Source organism: Pantoea eucalypti (assembly GCF_009646115.1).
Classification (GTDB): Bacteria; Pseudomonadota; Gammaproteobacteria; order Enterobacterales; family Enterobacteriaceae; genus Pantoea; species Pantoea eucalypti.
On sequence record NZ_CP045720.1, the window covers coordinates 1,998,416 to 2,018,654 of the forward strand.

Below are 20,239 nucleotides of genomic sequence, written 5' to 3' on the forward strand. Positions count from 1 at the left end.
ACTCCTTGTGGTTTTAACGCTGCGCAATTTCGCGCAAGGTTAGATCAACCGGCCAGCAAAAGCGAACGCTGGCGCCGCCCAGCGGGCTGGACTCAATCGTCACCTTGCCGCTGAGCGCCTGAGCAATAGAGTAGACAATTGCCAGGCCTAATCCGCAGCCGCCTGTGGCGCGGTCGCGGCTCGGGTCAAGTCGGACAAAGGGTTCGAAAACCCGTTCACGCTCTTCCGGCGGAATGCCGGGACCATCATCTTCCACCTGCAGACACCCAATCGCGCCATCAAACCATAAACTGACACGCAGCCGCTGCTGAGCATAACGCAGCGCATTGTTCACCAGGTTATCCAGCACTCGTTCCATCAGGCGGGTATCAGAAACGCCGATGTTTTCACGCTGTGGCAGGTCAAGGTCGAGCCGTATGTCCGGGTTGATGGTGCGAAAATCGTCAAGCCGCTCGCTCAGCCAGCTGGCGAGATCCAGTGTTTTAAGATTGAGATCGACGCGCGGCCGATCAAGTCGTGCATAGGTCAGCAGTTCCTCTATCAGGCTTTCAAGCTGGCCGATATCGCGGTTCAGCGCTACCCGTTCGCCATCCGTAAGATTGTCGCTCATCTCTAACCGGTAACGCAGGCGCACCAGCGGCGTTCGAAGCTCATGGGCGATGCCATCAATCAGCTGCTTTTTGCTGGCTACCAGCGTATTGATATTCTCGGCCATCTGGTTGAAGGCGATACCAAGCCGAAAGAGGCTGGAGGTACTGTCAAAATGGGTACGTACATCCAGCTCACCCCGGCCAAAACGCTGCGCTGCTTTTTCCAGTCGCTGCATCTCCTGCCAGTGGGGACGAAGCCAGATGAACACCGGCAGTGCCAGAGACATGCCAATAAACACCAGCAGGGCAATATCCAGCAGCCGCATCTGATGCAGGTAGAAAAGATAGGGAATTGGTCCGACTGACAGCACATAGTGGCTGCGCGGAATATGCTGTAAAAAGGTGTACTGGTCATCGAGCGCAACAATCTCTCCGGCACGCAACCGACGCATGTTGCCTTCATCAAGCTGATATTTGTTCATCGGCTCGATGTGCAGGTCGAATGAGAGACCAAGATCGAGACTCTTGATGGTCTTATTCCAGTCGCGCGGCGGGATCTCGCGCAGTTCGCTGCGGATCAGGTAGAGCGAGCTGGCCATCAGGTCATTCATCGACTGGCGGCCTGCCCGCTCAGCGGTGAACTTATAAACCAGCCCCACCAGTAAGGCCATCACCAGGAAGCAGACAAACAGCAGCAGATAGAACTGAATAAAAAGCTTTCTCATAGTCCGCGGGTATCCCAGGCCTGAGGTGCAAACAGATAGCCTTTGTTGCGGATAGTTTTGATGCGGAAGGGCTCGGTGGCGCTGTCGTGCAGCTTTTTACGCAGCCGCGAGATCGCCACGTCGATGCTGCGGTCTAAACCATCATAGCTGACGCCACGCAATGTTTTCAGCAGCGCATCCCGGTTCAGTGTCTGGCCCGCATGACTGGCGAGCACCCAGAGCAGATCGAAATCTGCGGTAGAAAGGGCGATCTGCTCCTCAAACAGCGTGACCTGGCGGTTCAGGGCATCAATGGTCAGCGAGCCAAAACGCAGCATACGGTTGGCAGCAGGTGCGCTCGGTGTATCTTCCGGCTGTCCCTGATGGGACTGACGCAGGTGCAGGCGCAGGCGAGCCAGCAGCACAGCAGGCGGGGTGGTTTTCAGAATGTAATCCTGCGCACCCATCTCCAGGGCCAGAATATGATTCATGTCGCTGTCCAGTGACGTCAGTAACACAATCGGTCCCTGCCAGTTGGCCCGCAGGTCGCGGCAGATGGTCATGCCATCCTTGCCGGGTAACATGATATCCAGCATCACCAGATCCGGCTGCTGTTCCGCTATCACCGCTTCAGCACGATCACCGCGCGTCTCGACAATCACCTCAATATCATGACGACCCAGGTAAGCTGCAATCAGCGAACCCACTTCAGGTTCATCTTCAACATAAACAATTTTGTTCATAGTTCACAAAGCAGAAACAGACGTGAGAGAAATCATATCTTGTCCTGGTCCTGAGCTCTACGTTATCGCACGAAATATCCGTGGCTTGCTGGTATATAACCGTCAATATGTGCAATCATTAGCGCGGCATTTTTGCGCCAGGTTTGGGATATCGATGATTATCATGAGGAGCGTTAGTGTGTCTGATAAAGAGCTGGCATCAGCCATATACCCCGACCGCATCTGCTTCAATTACAGTGACTTTCTTTCCGCTTCCTGCAAAAAGCGCTGGAGCTTCGTTGATGCTATTTATGGTGTGATGCCGATCTTTGGCATGGTGACACGTAAATCAGCACACCGTTTACAGGGCAGTGACGACCCGTTAAAAGAATTAGCATTACAAATCATTTCTACTCAGGTCAGCGACGAAATTAACATCGCACGCCTGATTACGCTCGCAGAACAGCAGCAGATAAGCCGTTTTGATATTCTGCTCCCTTATCCGCTCTCTGCGGAGCAGCTGGACGCGATCCATCATGAATATTCAAAACCGCTGAATCTTACCCAGCAGGATGACCTGCTGTGTGTGTCGATCCCGGTGCAGTCACACTAAGCACCTCTCTCTCCAGGCTAGTAAATCAGTCAGTCTGACACCGGGCAGCGCTCATTATCCTCATGTACGCCTGCGTGTCCTGCGCTACCCGTGTCCAGACTCTCTGCAACAATGACGCCCGATGGATCCGGCGCTATGTGGTTAGCTGCCACACAGCGGGCAGCGTCGCAGCAATCAGTAATCCCATTGCAATCCGCTCCAGCGAGGTCAGCGCAACATCAGCGCGGCCGCCGCGTCGGGCAAACAGAAACAACAGCAGGCCTGGGGAGTAGAGCACGACTGACGCCATCAGGTGCATTGGCCCCGACGCGTAAAGCAGCCAGATGCCATACAGACTGGCGCCGACACCCACCGCCATCGCCATGGGTTTATTCTGTCCGCGCACCACTTTGATCAGGTATAACCCCACCAGCAAATAGGGCACCAGAATCATCTCTGAGGCGATGGTCAGCAGGTTATTGTAGTTAGCACCGGTCAGGGCAATCAGGATCAGGCAGAGCTGAATGCTGCCGTTGGTCAGCCACAGCGAGGCGGCCGGCGCGTTGTGTCGGTTCTGCCGGGCGATAATGCGAGGAAACGCCCCCTGCTGCGCAGCAATCAGCGGCACTTCAGCAGCCATGATCGTCCAGCTCAGGTAGGCACCACAGACAGAGACGATCAGGCCAATCGCAATCACCGCATCGCCCCAGTTGCCCATCAGTCTTGTCATCAATCCCGCCATGGACGGATTGCGCATTTCAGCCAGTTCAGCGCGCGGAACCACGCCCAGCGACAGCAGGGTTACCAGCAAATAGACCAGTAAGGCAGCCAGAACGGCAAAAAGTGTTGCACGGCCCACATCCTTTTTCTGACGTGCACGCGCAGAAACCACCACCGCACCCTCAACCCCGATAAAGACCCAAAGAGTGATCAGCATGGTTTGCTTGATCTGCTCCCAGAGCGGTTGCCCCAGCGTGACGCCGGAAAAATCGAAGCGAAAGCGATCATAATTGAACGCCATCACCGCCAGCACAATGAACAGCAGTAAGGGCACCAGCTTGCCCAGCGTGGCCATCAGATTGATGCTGGCTGCTGTCTGCACACCGCGCAGCACCAGCCAGTGAACCAGCCACAGCAGCACGGATGCGCCCAGCATCGCCTGCCAGGTGTTGCCATCACCAAAAATAATCCGGTCCGGCGTATCGGTGAAGAAGCTCAGGGCCGAGAAGACAATTACCAGATAGGAGACATTGGCGATAACAGCACACAGCCAGTAGCCCCATGCAGAGCAGAACCCCATTAGTTCGCCGAATCCGGCGCGGGCGTAAGTAAAGATGCCGCCGTCAAGTTCGGGTTTAAGGCGGGTTAACAGCAACATCGCCAGCGAAAGAAAGATAATGCCGACACCGGTGATCAGCCAACCCAGCAGCAGAGCAGCCGGACCGGCCACTGCAGCCATGTTTTGCGGCAGACTGAACACACCTGCACCCAGCATTGAGCTGAGCACCAGTGCTGTCAGCGCACCGAGACCTAATTTTTTCTCCAAAACAACCTTCCCGCTAGCATATATGGCTGGGTAAATCGGATTATATCGCTGGGTTATGTCAGACCAATGGCACAATCCAGGGACAATATCCGGTAAAACAGGCGGGGGATTTTACGGAGTGTGGCAGGGGATGGCAATGCATAACTATGCAAAACAAAGCAGGTTTGCAAACAGCAGGGCGGCGGGTGCCGCCCTGTGAGGGATTACTTAAACAGGTCAGCCGTCACGGTCAGGTTACCGCCACTCTGGTTCTGCCACTGACGAGTCACGTGATAGAACTTGGCACCTTTATCTGAAGCACGCTTCGCCACTTCTTCTGAAACCTCAGTAGGTGAACCGAAGTGGCCCGTGAAAGTCACGGTATCAAACGGCTGCATCTGCGCGGCGGTAATCGCGTTAACTTCCTGCACCGATTTACCGTTAGGCAGATTCACCGTGTAGCGCTTACCGGTAGAGCTTTGTGTTTCGAAGAAACGGCCCACTTTGTTGCTTGGCGTTTCAGATGAGGCCACGCCAGGAATCTCTACGTTAGCGGCTGCCGCGCCACCGGTTGCCAGCGCAGCTTTACCTGCTTCTGAATCGGCTGGGATGGCGTTTGGTGTCTGCACTGTACGTTCTTTAGCATCCGCTTTGTAGACATAGGCGGTGACGTACTGGTTGCCACCGCTGTTAGCATCAATCTGGCGCACGATAAAGAATGATGCGGCACCTTTCTCTTTCGCGGCTTTTGAAATCGCGTCGTTAACATCCGGCTGGCTGGCAAAGAAGCCGCTGACCGAAACGGTATCAAACGGTTCAAGTCTGTAGGCTTCTGCTTTTGGCAGTTCATTAACGCCGTTAAAGCGACGATACGTTGTTGACGCTGAAGCTGCCGGCGCATCGGCTTTATAGAGGTCAGCCGTGACGCGCCAGTTACCGCTGTTGCCGTTACTGTCGTTGATTGCCTGGATGTAATAAGAGGCAGCGCCCATCTGATCTGCACGCTTAGAGACGGCATCGGCAGCGTCGCCGATCGCGTTGAAACGGCCGGTGATATTAATACGTTCGAATGGCTTCAACGCTGCCGCTTTTTCTGGCGTTAACTCCTGCGCAGCGAATGCGTTGGCTGCCAGCAGGGACAACAAAGTGGACGCCAGAATAGTGTTCTTCAGCTTCATAAAAATAATCCTTCGCCTTACGCAAAAATGAGTACGAAAACGTGCTGGACTCTTGATGTATAACAGATTAGCCGCTGATTATTACATGTTATAAACAGACTGTCGCAGCGATTTTTTGTGTCAGATCGCGTTATTCAACCATCATTTTTTCATTTAATTGTCATCAAACGCAGTTATGGCCCGTTTTAGCCACGGTTATCACTAAAAGCGATAACTAATATCGGTTAAACAGTTAATGCATTGTTAATTATAGGTTTTTATTGATGCTTAATTCGCCCGCAGATCATTATCACTGGCAGAATATTTGCCTGTCAGGCTGTTTTACAGTGGGTTAACCCCGATTTTTAACCAGAACGCTGAATAATTGAGTGAATGTCATCACTCTGTACAGACGCTATAGATCGCTGGTCACATTTTCAGTAGGTTATAAACACTTTGAAATACATGCATTTCGTCTATAAGTAACCGAAACGGCGTTTCAGTTGCGTAATCGTGGTGCAGATACGGGCCATCATCCTTAACCGATGAAAGGAAACACTATGTTAATTGGAATACCCAAGGAAAGGTTGCCAAACGAGTCGCGCGTGGCCGCCACGCCAAAGACCGTGGAACAACTCATCAGGCTGGGTTTTAGTGTCACCGTGGAGCGTGACGCAGGTAAACGCGCCAGCTTCGATAATGAAAGCTATATCGCCGCTGGCGCCACGCTCAGCGACAGAGATCAGGTCTGGCAGTCCGACATCGTGCTGAAAGTAAATGCACCCGATGACGAAGAGATTGCACTGACCCGCGCGGGTAGCACGCTGGTTAGCTTTATCTGGCCCGCGCAACATCCCGATCTGCTGTCAAAACTGGCCGCGCGTCAGGTCACTGTCATGGCAATGGACTCGGTGCCGCGCATTTCACGGGCGCAGTCGCTGGATGCGCTGAGCTCCATGGCAAACATTGCCGGTTATCGTGCGATTGTGGAAGCTGCGCATGAATTTGGTCGCTTCTTTACCGGGCAGATCACGGCGGCGGGCAAAGTGCCACCGGCAAAAGTGATGGTGATTGGGGCAGGTGTGGCCGGGCTGGCAGCAATTGGTGCAGCGGGCAGTCTGGGCGCGATTGTCCGGGCGTTTGATACCCGTCCCGAAGTCAAAGAGCAGGTGCAGAGTATGGGCGCCGAATTCCTTGAACTCGACTTCGAAGAGGAAGCTGGCAGCGGTGATGGCTATGCCAAAGTGATGTCCGAGGCGTTCATTAAAGCGGAAATGGCACTGTTTGCCAGTCAGGCCAGAGAAGTCGATATCATTGTCACCACGGCGCTGATCCCTGGCAAACCGGCACCGAAACTGATCACCGAAGAGATGGTTGCCAGCATGAAGCCCGGCAGTGTGATTGTGGATTTGGCCGCGCAGACTGGCGGCAACTGTGCGCTGACCGTCGCGGATCAGGTTACTGTGACACCTGACGGCGTCAAAATCATTGGCTATACCGACCTGCCGAGCCGTCTGGCAACGCAATCCTCCCAGCTTTATGGCACCAACCTGGTCAACCTGATGACGCTGCTGTGCAAAGAGAAGAATGGCGAAATCCAGGTCGACTTCGACGATGTAGTCGTACGGGGCGTGACTGTGGTGCGCGAGGGGGAAGTCACCTGGCCGGCACCGCCGATTCAGGTGTCCGCTGCACCTCAGGCTGCACCGGCAACCGCGAAACCGGCAGTGAAGATTGAGGTGAAACCTGTTTCACCGTGGCGAAAATATCTGCTTATTGCTCTGGCCATCGTGCTGTTTGGCAGCCTGGCCAACGTGGCGCCTGCCGATTTCCTCTCCCATTTTACCGTGTTCGCGCTCGCCTGTGTGGTGGGTTATTACGTGGTCTGGAACGTCAGTCATGCGCTGCATACGCCGCTGATGTCCGTGACCAATGCCATATCCGGCATCATCGTGATCGGGGCAGTCTTGCAGATGGGGCACGGTGGCTGGGTCACCTTTATCTCCTTTATTGCCGTGCTGATTGCCAGCATCAATATCTTTGGTGGCTTTACCGTCACCCAGCGCATGCTGAAAATGTTTCGTAAGGGGTAAGACATGTCTGGCGGATTAGTCACTGCAGCCTATATTGTTGCTGCAATTCTCTTCATCTGTAGCCTTGCCGGTCTCTCGCGTCACGAGACGTCTAAGCGGGGTAATATTTTTGGCATCAGCGGCATGGCGATTGCGCTGGTCGCCACCATTTTTGGTCCGGACAGCGGTAACGTGGTCTGGATCCTGCTGGCGATGGTGATTGGCGGCGCTATTGGTATCCGCATGGCAAAGAAAGTCGAAATGACCGAAATGCCGGAACTGGTCGCGATTCTGCACAGCTTTGTTGGCCTGGCCGCGGTACTGGTCGGCATAAACAGCTATATCGACCATGCACCTGGCCTGCCAGCAGTGATGGAAAATATCCATCTCAGTGAAGTGTTTATCGGTATTTTTATCGGTGCCGTCACCTTCACCGGCTCGCTGGTGGCGTTTGGCAAGCTGTGCGGCAAAATCTCCTCAAAACCGCTGGCGTTACCGCATCGTCACAAGCTCAATCTGCTGGCGCTGCTGGTCTCGTTCCTGTTGCTGCTGTGGTTTGTTAACACCAGCAGCAGCGCTGCGCAGGTCTTTGCGTTGCTGCTGATGACGGTGATTGCACTGGCGTTTGGCTGGCATCTGGTCGCGTCGATTGGCGGTGCCGATATGCCGGTCGTGGTATCGATGCTGAACTCCTATTCAGGCTGGGCCGCCGCCGCCGCCGGTTTCATGCTCAGCAACGATCTGCTGATTGTGACCGGTGCACTGGTGGGTTCGTCCGGTGCGATTCTCTCCTATATCATGTGTAAAGCGATGAACCGTTCGTTCATCAGCGTGATCGCGGGTGGATTCGGTACTGAAGTCAGTCGTGGTGACGAAACGCAGGAAGCGGGAGAGCATCGTGAAATTACCGCTGAAGAGACCGCAGAGATGCTTAAAGCCTCCCGCTCGGTGATTATTACCCCAGGCTACGGCATGGCCGTGGCGCAGGCGCAGTATCCGGTAGCGGAAATCACGGCACGTCTGCGCGCGCTTGGCATCAAAGTGCGCTTCGGCATTCATCCGGTCGCGGGGCGTTTGCCGGGACACATGAACGTGCTGCTGGCTGAGGCCAAAGTGCCTTATGACGTGGTGCTGGAGATGGACGAAATCAACGATGACTTCAGCGACACCGACACGGTGCTGGTGATTGGTGCTAACGATACCGTCAACCCGGCAGCGCAGGATGATCCCCGGAGCCCGATTGCGGGAATGCCGGTGCTGGGAGTGTGGAAGGCGCACAACGTGGTGGTGTTCAAACGTTCAATGAACACAGGCTATGCCGGGGTTCAGAATCCGCTGTTTTTTAAGGAGAACAGTCAGATGCTGTTTGGCGATGCCAAAGCCAGCGTGGAAGCAATTCTCAAAGCGCTGTAATAAAAAAAGGGCGGCTAATCAGCCGCCCATTTTCTTTACGAGGAGACGTTAATCCTCCTCGTCCTCTTCATCATCCAGATCAATCGGCGACTTGAAATCGTCAGGCTTAAGCGCCAGCAGATCGCAACGCAGATGATCGATCACCTGTTCCGCCGTATTGCCCAGGAACGCCGCTGATAGTCCGGTCCTTCCGATGGTGCCCAGCACGACTACGCCGGCACCGAGATGCGCGGCCAGATCGGGGATAACCTCTTCCGGCAAGCCTTTAGCCACGTGGGTGAACTCTTCACCAATTGAGAATTTCTGGCGCAGTGCTTTCATGGCCACCAGATGCTGACCCCGGATAGCATCGTTGTAGACGCTGGGATCAAAATCGGGCAGTTCGATAGCAATATTGATTGGGGTAATCGGGTAGGCACCGACAAGGTGGACTTCGGTCTGATTCACCTTTTCCGCCAGCTTCATCGTTTCACGAATCAGCTTCTGATTCAGGCCATCGTGATGCGGCTCTTCGCTGGCAAGATTGACGGCGACAATGGCTTTACCGCCTTCCGGCCACGGCTGATCTTTGACCATCCAGACCGGGCACGGGCATTTACGCAGCAGATGCCAGTCGGTCGGGGTGAAAATCACGGACTCCAGGCGGTCATGCTGATGCGCCATTTTCAGCACCAGATCATGCTGATGAGCGAGCACTTCCTGAATGATGGCCTCAAAGGGGCGGTTATGCCAGATCACTTTGATATCAATGTCGACACCGGCATCAAGATAAGCGCGGGCCTGCTCGCGGATCCATTCGGTACGCTGGCTGATGACACCCTGGCGCATAGACGCGCGCTCATCCGGCGAAAGCAGGGTGGTCATTTCATATGAGAAGTCATAGATAGGCAGGAAGGCTTTAATTCTTCCGCCGATACGTTGATTCAGATAGACCGCACGTCGCAGCGCGGGCTGATCGTCTTGCTGGGCATCAATGGCGACCAGAATATTTTGGTACTGGGACATGAGGCGTTCTCCTTAAACCAGAGCGACTGGAGTAAAGATAGCCTATGTTATACAGCGGAAGAAGTGAAAAAGTTATTGCCGGATCAATAAAATAAGATTTATTGATCCGGCTATGAATCAGGCGGCCTGGTGACTCTGGCCCGCTAACTCTTCCAGCAGGGCGTGGTTTTCAATCGTGATGTATTTGCCTTTCACCGCCAGCATACCGGACTTCTGAAAACGGCCCAGCAGGCGACTGATGGTTTCAACCGTCAGGCCCAGGTAATTACCAATGTCACCGCGCGTCATGGTGAGGCGAAATTCACGCTGTGAAAAGCCGCGCTGGCCGAAACGGCGTGAGAGGTTCCAGATAAACGCCGCCAGTCGCTCCTCAGCATTTTTCTTCGACAACAGCAGAATCATATCCTGGTCGCCTTTAATCTCACCGCTCATTAAACGCATCATCTGCTGACGCAGTGCCGGCATTTTACCTGACAGGTCATCCAGCGTTTCAAAAGGAATTTCACACACCATGGCCGTTTCCAGCGCCTGCGCAAAGCTGGGATGGCTGGCATTTAAAATGGCATCAAAGCCAACTAAATCACCCGCCAGATGGAAACCGGTAATTTGCTCATCACCCTGTTCGGTAATGGTATAGCTTTTAATACTGCCGGAACGAATGGCATACAGAGACCTGAGTTCGTCTCCCGCTTTAAAAAGGGTTTGCCCTTTCTGAATCGGTTTTTTACGCTCAATGATATTGTCGAGCTGATCCAGCTCATGTTCATTTAACGTGAAGGGGATGCAGAGCTGACTGATGCTGCAATCCTGGCAGTGAATGGCACAACCGCCCGACTGAATACGACGTATGCTGCGTTTTTCAGGGATCATAATGGTTTGCTCGACGATAAGTGACTGGGGTCAATTTTAACATTTTTTGTGCTGAAGGGAACTCATCCGAGCAGTTTTACACCCACAAACATTATGGATGAGTTACACGGCGTCAAAGGCCGCTGTGACGGGCTTTTCAGTACCCGGGTAGAGACCGCTGTCACGATAACTTTCCGCTTATGTGATCTGTTGCACGATTCTCTACGGCCCGTTAGGGTGGGAAAAGGCGGGTGGCCCGGTAATTCCAGGTTTTGCTACGCTAACTGTTAAAGCCTGTCTGACACATTCGATCAATTTAACCCGGTGTGAGAAAACCATGAACCTTGATGATAACGATCTTTTTCGGGATGCCATGGGCGATGTCACGCCATTGAAAGACACCACCACGACCCTGTGGCTGAAAGCCCCTTCAACCAAAGCACCACGCAAACCGCCGGGCGAATCTGAGCTGGAGAATTTCCTGACCCGGGGTGACCTGGAGATTATCCCACTTAATACGCAGCTGGAATATAAAGCCGACGGCATCCAGCAGGGTATTCTGGATAAACTCCGTCGGGGTGAATACAAGCTGGATGCCAGTCTCAACCTGTTACGGCAACCGGTGGAAACCTGCCGTCAGGCGCTGTTCAATTTTATGATGCAGGCACACAAACAGGGATTACGAAATTTGCTGATCATTCACGGCAAAGGACGTGATAACGAGTCACATGCCAATATCGTACGAAGCTATCTCGCGCGCTGGTTACAGCAGTTTGACGACGTACAGACTTTTTGCGTGGCACAGACCCGCCATGGCGGAGGCGGTGCGCTCTACGTGGGTTTACGTAAAACCGATAAAGCGCGCCTTGAAAACCGCGAGCGACATGCGAAACGCAGCCGCTAGCTGTGAAATTTACGAATGGTAGACATCAGCACTTCGGCACTCAGGCTGAGCTCTGCGCCGGTACGCGTAATGATGCCCACTGGCTCGCCCGGGCCGGATGAGTTGATCGGCAGCGCACAGACCGCGTTGTGGCTGAGATCCTCTTTAATCGCGCCGGAAGGAACGAACCAGATATAGTCGTAGCGGAGAGCCAGCTGGCGTGCCAGTGAGGTCGATGAGGTCTCGATGCAGTGAGGTGGCAACGTACATCCCTGCTCATCCAGCATCTGTTGTGCAATCCGGCGCGGTGCAGTGCCTTCGGGCGAAATCACCACCGGCCACTGCATTGCCCGTGACAGCGTGACGTTGTCACTTAAAAGCGGGTGTTCCGGCCTTACCACCAGCTTAAGCGACTCCAGAAAAAGCAGCTCATAGGTCAGACCGGTCATCATGTCGCTGTCCGCCATCCGTCCAATGCCGATATCAAACTCACCGCCGCGTAATCCCGCCAGCAGCACATTGTTGTGCAGCGTTGCCACCTGGATAGTGGTATTGGGTTGTAACTGATGAAAACGATCAAGAATGCGTGGCAGCATCCCCATTGCGGCGGTGGTCAGCGCACCCAGCCGGATAATCACCGGCGCATCGCCTGGCTGCTCATTAAAACTTTGACCGGCATGATTGAGCGCGTCGAGCACACGCACGGCATGCGTCAGAAATTGTTCCCCCATGGTGGTCAGTTGCGCGCCCAGACGGCCACGTTCAAACAGACGAACGCCGGTCAGTTCCTCCAGCTCATTCAGGGTTTTAGACAGGGCAGGCTGACTCAGGCTAAGCGTCTCAGCCGCCCGGCCCAGCGTACCTTGCTGCGCAACCGCAACAAAGGTGTGTAAGTGGCGCAAGCGAATGCGCTGATTGAAAAGGATATTTTTTTCCATATCCTAAACTTAATGAGAATGAAGGGCGTGAGGCAACTGTTAATAATGAATTCTGTTAACTTTGCTGCAAATTTTTTTTAACAAAAGCACGGGAATGACCGCTTCGCTGTTTAAGACCATGATTTTCAAGCATTCATCTTAAAACGGTTGTAATGTGTTCATTCTCTGGTTAAAGAGAAATCAACGACTTAATTGCATGAATATGAATGATTCTCACTATCAAACAAAAATCTGACCGCTTAAGGTTAACGATCGGCTATCATAAACGCCGTTTTTTTTACTTAAACTGATGCCAGATTTCTTTACTCAGGGAGTGTTCATTGACCAGCATCGAGGCGGTAGATGTCCGCCAGCTTATCAACCAGCAGCAACTGAGCCCCTGGCAAAAGCGGCTCATTGCTCTCTGCTTTATCGTGGTAGCACTCGATGGCATGGACATTGCGATTATGGGTTTTATTGCGCCGACGCTTAAAGCCGCGTGGGGCGTAACAAATCATCAGCTCGGCGTTGTCATCAGCGCCGCCTTAATCGGTCTGGCGCTGGGTGCGATGGTAGCGGGGCCGCTGGCTGACCGTTATGGCCGTCGCATGATGATTATCTTAAGCGTTTTCTTTTTTGGTCTCTGGACGCTGGCAACCGCGCTGTCACAAAACATTGAACAGATGATGCTGTTCCGCTTCCTGACCGGGCTGGGGCTGGGTGCCGCAATGCCCAACGTCGGTACGCTGGTGGCGGAGTATGCGCCTGAACGGCGGCGGGCATTTCTTATCACCGTTGTGTTCTGCGGCTTCACCTTTGGCGCGGCCAGCGGGGGATTTGCCGCTTCATGGCTGCTCCCGCGCTATAACTGGCACTCCGTGCTGCTACTGGGCGGCATACTGCCGCTGCTGGTGCTGCCATTACTGATTCGTGGCCTGCCGGAATCCGTGCGATTCCTCATCAGTCGTGGTGCACCGGCTGCCCGCATTCACGCCATCCTTGATCGGATGATGCCGGGCAAAACCCGACCAGACTGTGCGTTTCACGCGCCGGAAGTCAGCGTGCCGGCGGGTGGCGCGATCGGCACCGTCCTGTCACGCCGCTATCTGTTTGGCAGCACGATGCTGTGGGGTGGCTATTTTATGGGACTGTTCATGGTCTACCTGATTGGCAGCTGGCTGCCATCACTGGTCAACACGCTGGGCATGTCTGTCACCGAAGCGGCGATTATCACCGCGATGTATCAGGCTGGCGGGACGCTGGGATCGTTGTTTGCAGGCTGGATGATGGATCGCTTTAATGCCAATCTGGCGCTGGCAGCGATTTACGGCTGTGGCGGGCTGTTTATCGTGGCCCTTGGCTTTTCGCCAGCCGAAGTGGGCATGATGAGCGCAATCGCTTTTTGCAGTGGCTTCTGTTTCAACGGCGCTAACACCGGCATGAATGCCTTATCCGCCAGCTACTATCCCACGCACGCACGCGCCACTGGCTCCAGCTGGATGCATGGTGTGGGCCGCATTGGTGCGATTTTAAGCGCTTTCGTCGGTGCAGAGATGATGTCACTCGGCTGGTCTTTCAGCGTTATCTTTCTGCTGCTGGCGATACCGGCTGTGATCACTACCCTGATGCTGCTGTTAAAAAACCGCTATGGCTTTAAGCCGATCACAGATTCGTGATTTTTTCCACTGGCGCCAGCGCGTTGCATTACATTAGCAGCAACGATCATGGTGTCAGGTGGATAAGATGGACAACTTTATCAGTGCGGACCTCATCCGCACCCGTTTCTCTCAGGCAATGTCAGCCATGTATCAGCAGGAAGTGCCGCAATATGGCACGCTGATGCAGTTGGTCGCAACCGTTAATGAACGCGTACTGGAAGCGGATAGTGCGCTGAAAGATCGCCTCACGGCTGCTGATGAAATCGGCCGACTTAATGTTGAACGTCATGGCGCGATCCGTGTCGGCACCGCAGACGAACTCGCCACACTGCGACAGGTGTTTGCAGTGATGGGAATGCATCCGGTTGGCTATTACGATCTCTCTCAGGCAGGGGTGCCGGTGCACTCCACCGCGTTCCGGCCAGTAACCGATGCGGCACTGCGGCGCAACCCCTTCCGGGTCTTTACCTCGCTGTTACGCCCTGAACTGATCGACGATGCGGCGCTGCGCGAAAAAGCGGCGGAGATTCTCTCTGCGCGCAACATTTTCACTCCCCGTTGCCGGGCGTTGCTGCAACTGCATCAGCAGCAGGGCGGATTAACGGAGGAGCAGGCCGGTGAATTTGTGACTGAAGCGCTGGAAACCTTCCGCTGGCATGCTCACAGCAGTGTAGACAGCCAGACCTATCAGGCGCTGAACCAGCAGCACCGGCTGATTGCGGATGTAGTCTGCTTTCCCGGTTGTCACATCAACCATCTTACGCCGCGCACACTGGATATCGACCGTGTCCAGCAACTGATGCCGTCGCGCGGTATCGATCCGAAAACCCTGATCGAGGGGCCGCCTCGTCGTCAGGTCCCCATCCTGTTACGTCAAACCAGCTTTAAAGCGCTGGAAGAGCCGATCATCTTTAAAGAAGGTCATCAGGGAACGCATACGGCGCGCTTCGGGGAAATTGAGCAGCGCGGGGCAGCGCTGACGCCCGCAGGACGCGCACTCTACGATCGATTACTGAGCGAGGCGGGCAGCGGTCAGGATAATCAGCAACACCAGCAACATCTGTCGACGATTTTCCGCGATTTCCCTGACGACGAAACCACGCTGCGCCAGCAGGGACTGGCGTGGTTTCATTATCGCCTGAGCGAAAAGGGTATTGCTACGCCGCCTGCCCAGGGGGAATCGCTGGAGACCCTTATCAAAGAAGGGCGTGTACTGGCTGACCCCATCACCTATGAGGATTTTCTTCCCGTGAGCGCAGCAGGCATTTTTCAGTCTAACCTTGGCGATCGGGCGCAGGTTCGTTCGGCGGGACAGGCGAGCCGGCAGGCGTTTGAAGCCGCATTGGGTACCCCTGTGCTGGATGAAATGGCGTTATATGAAGAGCGCCAGCAGCGCTCACTGGCGCAGTGCGGCCTGCGCGAGGCCTGACAGTGTCTACGGGCAACGTCTTCGTTGCCCGCGTTGCTCTCTTCACCACAGCCCTGTTAAGCGGATGGTCCTGATGGAAGGTAATCGATCAGGCCTGTTCAGTTCACCTGGAAAAAAGACGCTTCACCATCCAGCGCAAATTTACCGGCGTGAGTATCCTGATGTGTTAGAAAACTGACTAATTATTTGCAGTAAAAACGCGTGGGACGCGTGAGAAATGTGGATATCGTCGGCGCTGACAACGCATTCACGTGCTGGGGAAACGTAAACAACGTTAATCCCTGGTCATCACTGACGCTCTTAACCTGTTGATGGGCATGTTAACCCCTGCATCTCTCGCTTCGGCATATTCTGCAAATCCCCTCCGTACCTGGACAATACTGGCGTGCCTGCAAATAATGGAGGAACGTTTAGACAGGGAAACAGGAATGAAAAACGAAACGGGTCTGAGGATCATGACTGCTGAGGGAGAGTTACGTGGAGGCATGGATGATGACCTTTTCGTATTTAAAGGCATACCTTATGCGGCGGCACCGCAGGGCGCACTACGCTGGCGCCCGCCTCAGCCAGTGATACCGTGGCAGCATGTGCGCGATGCCACGGCGTTCGGGTCATCTGCCTGGCAAAATCGCACGTATTGCCAGGCTGTGGGCGGCGGCGATCCCGGTGAGTTTAGTGAAGATTGTCTCTACCTGAATGTCTGGACACCCGATGTCGAACCGTCAACGCCGCTGCCGGTGATGGTGTGGCTGCACGGAGGAGGCTACACCATTGGTGCGGGCGGCCTGGCACCGTACAGCGGCAAACCGCTGGCGTCCCGGGGCGCAGTGGTGGTCACCCTTAACTACCGACTGGGTCATCTCGGCTTCTTCTCACACCCGGCCCTGGACGCTGAGTATCCTGCCGCGGGCACGGTAAACAACTTTGGTCTGCTTGACCAGATTGCCGCACTGCAGTGGGTGCAGCGCAACATTCCTGCATTCGGCGGCGACCGCCGCAATGTGACGCTTTTCGGTGAATCCTCTGGTGCGCGCAGTGTGCTGTCACTCTGCTGTTCACCACTGGCCGAAGGGCTGTTTCACAAAGGCATCGTACAGAGCGCCTATAGCCTGCCGGACACGCCGCTGAAAAAAGCGCGTCAGCAGGGCGTCGCTGTAGCCCGCCATTTTGGACTGCCGGCCGATGTCAGCGCAGAGGCGTTGCGCGCACTGCCCGCTGACGCCTTCTGGTCGCTGGACGGCCCACTGGCGATTCCGCCGGTACCCATTGCCGGTGACGCCGTTTTGCCTGAGCCCATGTTGAAAACCTTTATGGCGGCAAAACAGCACCGTCTGCCGCTGATGGCAGGCAGTAACAGCGATGAGGCCAGCGTTCTGGAATATTTTGGTGTTGATGCTACTGCAGTGCTGCAGCAGTTACGCGACAAAAATCGACTCACTTACCGTACGCTTAAATGGATGTATGACATCCATGACGATCATCTATTGGGACGCGCCGTGGCACGCGATATGGCTTTCACGCTGGTGCCATGGCTGGTGATGCGGGCACAGCACAATGCGGGCATGCCGGGCTGGCGATACTGGTTTGATTATGTTTCAGAGCATGCGTACGATCTCTATCCACACGGTACCTGGCACGGTAATGAAGTGCCCTATGTATTGAATACTTTGAGCCAGATGCCCGATCCCAACGAAAATCGTCCGTTCAGTGATACCGATCGGGCCTTTGCTGAGCAGGTCAGTGACTACTGGTTTACCTTCGCCCGAGATGCCACAGAATATAAGCACCAGCTGGAAGGCGAGGTCGCCTGGCCCGCCTGGCATCCGGGGCAGGATGTGACAATGTCACTTGGTCAGGAGCATAAAAGCGGATTGGTTCTGAAGCGAAACTTTATGCGCGCCCGAATGCGTCTCTTCAGATTATTAATGACGCATCTGGTCAGGCTGTAGGTGTGCCATTAAGATTAGCCTGCTAATCATTAAATTTTTCAAATGAAATTAATCTGCTTAATTAACTGTAAGGTATTAAAATTTGAGAATTTTACAGCGTTAAATCCTATTTGACGCTGTAAAATAATAGGTAACAAAACAGTTACATTTTCACCTTCCTGTGCCGATAAACCTCCTATGCCCGACGCTTGCGGGTCAACGTGTATAGGATTTTGGTATGGGAATGCTCAAAAATTTTACCATTCGCGCAGTGATGCTCACGATTCTGGGGCTGTTTTGCTTACTGTGGACCGGCGTCGGGCTGTATAGCATCCACTCTCTTGGCGCGCTCAGCGAAGGCAACGAGGTTGACCGTCATCTGGTTGAGCAAATGACGGTGCTGAGCAAAGGAAACGATCAATATTTTCGTGTTGTCACGCGCTTGTCCCGTGTGATGGAAAGCAAAGCGGCAGGTAAAACCCTGACCGACGAATCGTACGCGCCGGTGCAACAGGCGCTGGATGGTATGACCCAGCAACTGGCACGCTTCAAACAGCTCGCCCCCGGTCCGATGAACCCGGAAGTCGTGGATGGTGTGATTCAGAGCTGGCAGAAGCTGCTGGATGAAGGCGTAACGCCACAATTTCAGCTGGCGCGTCAGCCAACACCTGATGCTTATCGCCAGCAGGCGAACAACGTCACTCCGGCATTAAGCCGCGCGTTTGGCGTCAGCGCAGAGAAATTCAGTCAGGGTGCAGCTCAAAAGCTGGATACCACCCGCGTTGAAGTTGATCACCTCACCGCGACGACGAAAACAATAATTACCATCACGGTCATCATTGGTCTGTTTATTCTGCTGTTTACCGACCGCTATCTGGTAACGATGCTGGTTCGTCCGCTGGAAAGCATTCGCAACCATTTCGCCGTGATTGCCACGGGTGACCTCAGCCAGCCGGTCAATGAATTCGGTCGCAACTGTGTGGGTAAACTGGTTCCGCTGCTGAGCGCCATGCAGGATAGCCTGCGTGAAGCGGTTAGCGCCATTCGCAGCGGTACTGAGAATATCTCGCGTGGGGCGGCAGAAATTTCTGCAGGTAACAATGATCTCTCATCACGCACTGAAGAGCAGGCCGCTGCGCTGGAGCAGACTGCAGCCAGCATGGAGCAGTTGACTGCTACGGTGAAATTCAACGCTGATAACGCCCGTCAGGCCAGCCTGCTGGCTGAAACCGCCACCACGACGGCACAGCGAGGCGGCCAGCTGGTCAGCGAAGTGGTCAGCACCATGGATGGCATTTCAGGCAGTTCGAAGAAAATTGCTGAGATCACCAACGTGATTAACGGTATCGCTTTCCAGACCAATATTCTGGCGCTGAACGCCGCCGTTGAAGCGGCTCGTGCCGGTGAACAGGGTCGGGGTTTTGCTGTAGTGGCGTCTGAAGTACGTAACCTTGCCCAGCGCAGTGCCAATGCGGCCAAAGAGATCGCGACTCTGATTGAAGAGTCCGTTCAGCGTGTGGGTAAAGGCGCCGAGCTGGTGAGCACCACCGGCGGCACCATGAATAATATTCTGAAATCGGTACAGGATGTGGATGCGATTATGAAACAGATCGCCTCCGCCTCAGAAGAGCAGAGCAAAGGCATTTCTCAGGTGGGAACAGCAGTCACAGAAATGGACAGTGTCACGCAGCAAAACGCCTCACTGGTTGAAGAGGTTTCCGCCGCCGCAAGCGCGCTGGCGCTGCAGACAGAAGCGCTGCAGGCCTCTGTGTCGAAGTTCCGTCTTTCCAGTGAACGCCAGAGCGCACCTGTCACCGGCAATAAACCGGCTGCGCCAAAAGCCCCGGTGCTAAGTGCGCCTCAGGCCAAACCTGCTGATAATGGCGACTGGGTCACCTTCTGATCCCGGCTAAGCCACGCCACCAGTTCCGCCAGGAACGGTGGCGCATCCTGCGCAGGCCGTTGCAGTAGACTGTAAACGGCGCCCGTTTTAACCTCGCCAGCGAACGGCTTAATCAGCCTGCCGCTGGCGATATCACTCTCCACCAGATTGCTGTCGGCAATCGCCACGCCAAATCCCTGAATCGCTGCACTGATCGCTAAATCCATCGTGGCAAAATGCTGGTTTCGCTTCATGCTGAGTGTGACCTGCTGCGCTTTCAGCCAGCACTGCCAGTCACGGGTGTCTGCGGTGGGATGCAAAAAGGTCATGGCAGTCAGCGCCGCCGGAGAGTCCGGGCAGGGCTGATTCGCTGCCATTACCGGTGTTAGTGACTCACAGAACAGGCAGACGCCTTCGGGATGCGGCTTGCCATAGACAATCGCGGCATCAAAATTTTCAAGCTGCGTAGCATGATCCAGCGTTGTCGTCAGGGCCACATGCAGTTCAGGGCGCTGTTGTTCCAGCGCCATCAGCCTGGGGACCAGCCAGCGCATCGCACAGGTCGGCGCTTTCAGGCGAATGCTGACCTGACTGCGGCGGACTTTCTCGCTGGCCTTAACCATCAGTTCAAAACCCTGCTGCAATTCGGGTAGCAGCGCGGCGCCCTGTGGCGTGAGCCGCAGGCCACGCGCGTGGCGATCAAACAGTGTGACACCCAGCCACTGCTCCAGCGCGGCGATCTTGCGACTGACGGCACCCTGAGTCAGACACAGCTCACGGGCTGCATGGGTCAGATTGAGATGACGGGCGGTCACCAGAAAGGCGTGAATGGCATTAACCGGCAGCGATAAGCGTGACACAGTGAACCTCAGCTATGCATTTTTGTCATGGCTATTATGACGACATTTCGCTT

Annotated in this window: 16 protein-coding genes; 8 read left to right on the top strand and 8 right to left on the bottom strand. The window is 54.6% G+C overall.

Going from position 1 to position 20,239, the window contains the following annotated elements:
- Nucleotides 1–13 precede the first annotated feature (13 nt).
- Nucleotides 14–1,315 (bottom strand): two-component system sensor histidine kinase RstB, encoded by a 1,302-nt coding sequence (gene rstB, locus EE896_RS09235; protein WP_003853743.1) that lies wholly within the window; start codon nt 1,313–1,315, stop codon nt 14–16.
- A complete protein-coding gene (gene rstA, locus EE896_RS09240; RefSeq protein ID WP_003853741.1) occupies nt 1,312–2,037 on the bottom strand; it encodes a two-component system response regulator RstA in 726 nt (241 codons plus the stop codon). The genes rstB and rstA overlap by 4 nt, the downstream gene beginning before the upstream one ends.
- A 178-nt stretch (nt 2,038–2,215) precedes the next feature.
- Between rstA and EE896_RS09245 the strand changes: the two genes are divergently transcribed.
- Entirely contained in the window at nt 2,216–2,629 is a 414-nt protein-coding gene (locus tag EE896_RS09245; protein WP_105099146.1) for a hypothetical protein, read from the top strand.
- Between the two features lie 133 nt (nt 2,630–2,762).
- Here EE896_RS09245 and EE896_RS09250 read toward each other — a convergent pair whose 3' ends face one another.
- Entirely contained in the window at nt 2,763–4,154 is a 1,392-nt protein-coding gene (locus EE896_RS09250; protein WP_003853738.1) for a basic amino acid/polyamine antiporter, read from the bottom strand.
- Between the two features lie 203 nt (nt 4,155–4,357).
- A complete protein-coding gene (gene ydgH / locus EE896_RS09255; RefSeq protein WP_003853736.1) occupies nt 4,358–5,311 on the bottom strand; it encodes a DUF1471 family protein YdgH in 954 nt (317 codons plus the stop codon).
- A gap of 539 nt (nt 5,312–5,850) precedes the next feature.
- On the opposite strand from ydgH, the gene pntA reads away from it, so the two are divergent.
- Both pntA and pntB read left to right on the top strand, forming a co-directional pair.
- Nucleotides 5,851–7,383 (top strand): Re/Si-specific NAD(P)(+) transhydrogenase subunit alpha, encoded by a 1,533-nt coding sequence (gene pntA, locus EE896_RS09260; protein ID WP_033762993.1) that lies wholly within the window; start codon nt 5,851–5,853, stop codon nt 7,381–7,383.
- A gap of 3 nt (nt 7,384–7,386) precedes the next feature.
- Complete coding sequence (pntB, locus tag EE896_RS09265; RefSeq protein WP_140915441.1) at nt 7,387–8,775, top strand: Re/Si-specific NAD(P)(+) transhydrogenase subunit beta; 1,389 nt, start codon at nt 7,387–7,389, stop codon at nt 8,773–8,775.
- 48 nt (nt 8,776–8,823) lie between these two features.
- On the opposite strand, the gene uspE is transcribed toward pntB, so the two are convergent.
- Nucleotides 8,824–9,780 (bottom strand): universal stress protein UspE, encoded by a 957-nt coding sequence (uspE, locus tag EE896_RS09270; protein ID WP_003853729.1) that lies wholly within the window; start codon nt 9,778–9,780, stop codon nt 8,824–8,826.
- Between the two features lie 117 nt (nt 9,781–9,897).
- Nucleotides 9,898–10,650 (bottom strand): FNR family transcription factor, encoded by a 753-nt coding sequence (locus tag EE896_RS09275; protein WP_003853727.1) that lies wholly within the window; start codon nt 10,648–10,650, stop codon nt 9,898–9,900.
- Between the two features lie 316 nt (nt 10,651–10,966).
- Between EE896_RS09275 and smrA the strand changes: the two genes are divergently transcribed.
- A complete protein-coding gene (gene smrA, locus EE896_RS09280) occupies nt 10,967–11,533 on the top strand; it encodes a DNA endonuclease SmrA (protein ID WP_003853725.1) in 567 nt (188 codons plus the stop codon).
- Here the strand turns inward: smrA and EE896_RS09285 are convergent.
- Nucleotides 11,530–12,450, bottom strand: a complete 921-nt coding sequence (locus EE896_RS09285) for a LysR substrate-binding domain-containing protein (RefSeq protein WP_003853723.1) — start codon at nt 12,448–12,450, stop codon at nt 11,530–11,532. The two genes, smrA and EE896_RS09285, sit on opposite strands and share 4 nt — an antisense overlap.
- A 320-nt stretch (nt 12,451–12,770) precedes the next feature.
- Here EE896_RS09285 and EE896_RS09290 point away from each other — a divergent pair, with 320 nt between their 5' ends.
- The 4 genes from EE896_RS09290 (at nt 12,771) to EE896_RS09305 (ending at nt 19,347) form a co-directional block, all read left to right on the top strand.
- Entirely contained in the window at nt 12,771–14,105 is a 1,335-nt protein-coding gene (locus EE896_RS09290; protein WP_003853721.1) for an MFS transporter, read from the top strand.
- 67 nt (nt 14,106–14,172) lie between these two features.
- A complete protein-coding gene (hglS, locus tag EE896_RS09295; protein ID WP_039660191.1) occupies nt 14,173–15,516 on the top strand; it encodes a 2-oxoadipate dioxygenase/decarboxylase HglS in 1,344 nt (447 codons plus the stop codon).
- A gap of 428 nt (nt 15,517–15,944) precedes the next feature.
- Nucleotides 15,945–17,465 carry a carboxylesterase/lipase family protein gene (locus EE896_RS09300; protein WP_140915440.1) on the top strand — a complete coding sequence of 507 codons (1,521 nt, stop codon included), beginning with the start codon at nt 15,945–15,947 and terminating at the stop codon, nt 17,463–17,465.
- 217 nt (nt 17,466–17,682) lie between these two features.
- A complete protein-coding gene (locus tag EE896_RS09305) occupies nt 17,683–19,347 on the top strand; it encodes a methyl-accepting chemotaxis protein (protein ID WP_140915439.1) in 1,665 nt (554 codons plus the stop codon).
- Here the strand turns inward: EE896_RS09305 and EE896_RS09310 are convergent.
- Nucleotides 19,305–20,186 carry a LysR family transcriptional regulator gene (locus tag EE896_RS09310; RefSeq protein ID WP_140915438.1) on the bottom strand — a complete coding sequence of 294 codons (882 nt, stop codon included), beginning with the start codon at nt 20,184–20,186 and terminating at the stop codon, nt 19,305–19,307. The genes EE896_RS09305 and EE896_RS09310 overlap by 43 nt on opposite strands.
- Nucleotides 20,187–20,239: the final 53 nt, after the last annotated feature.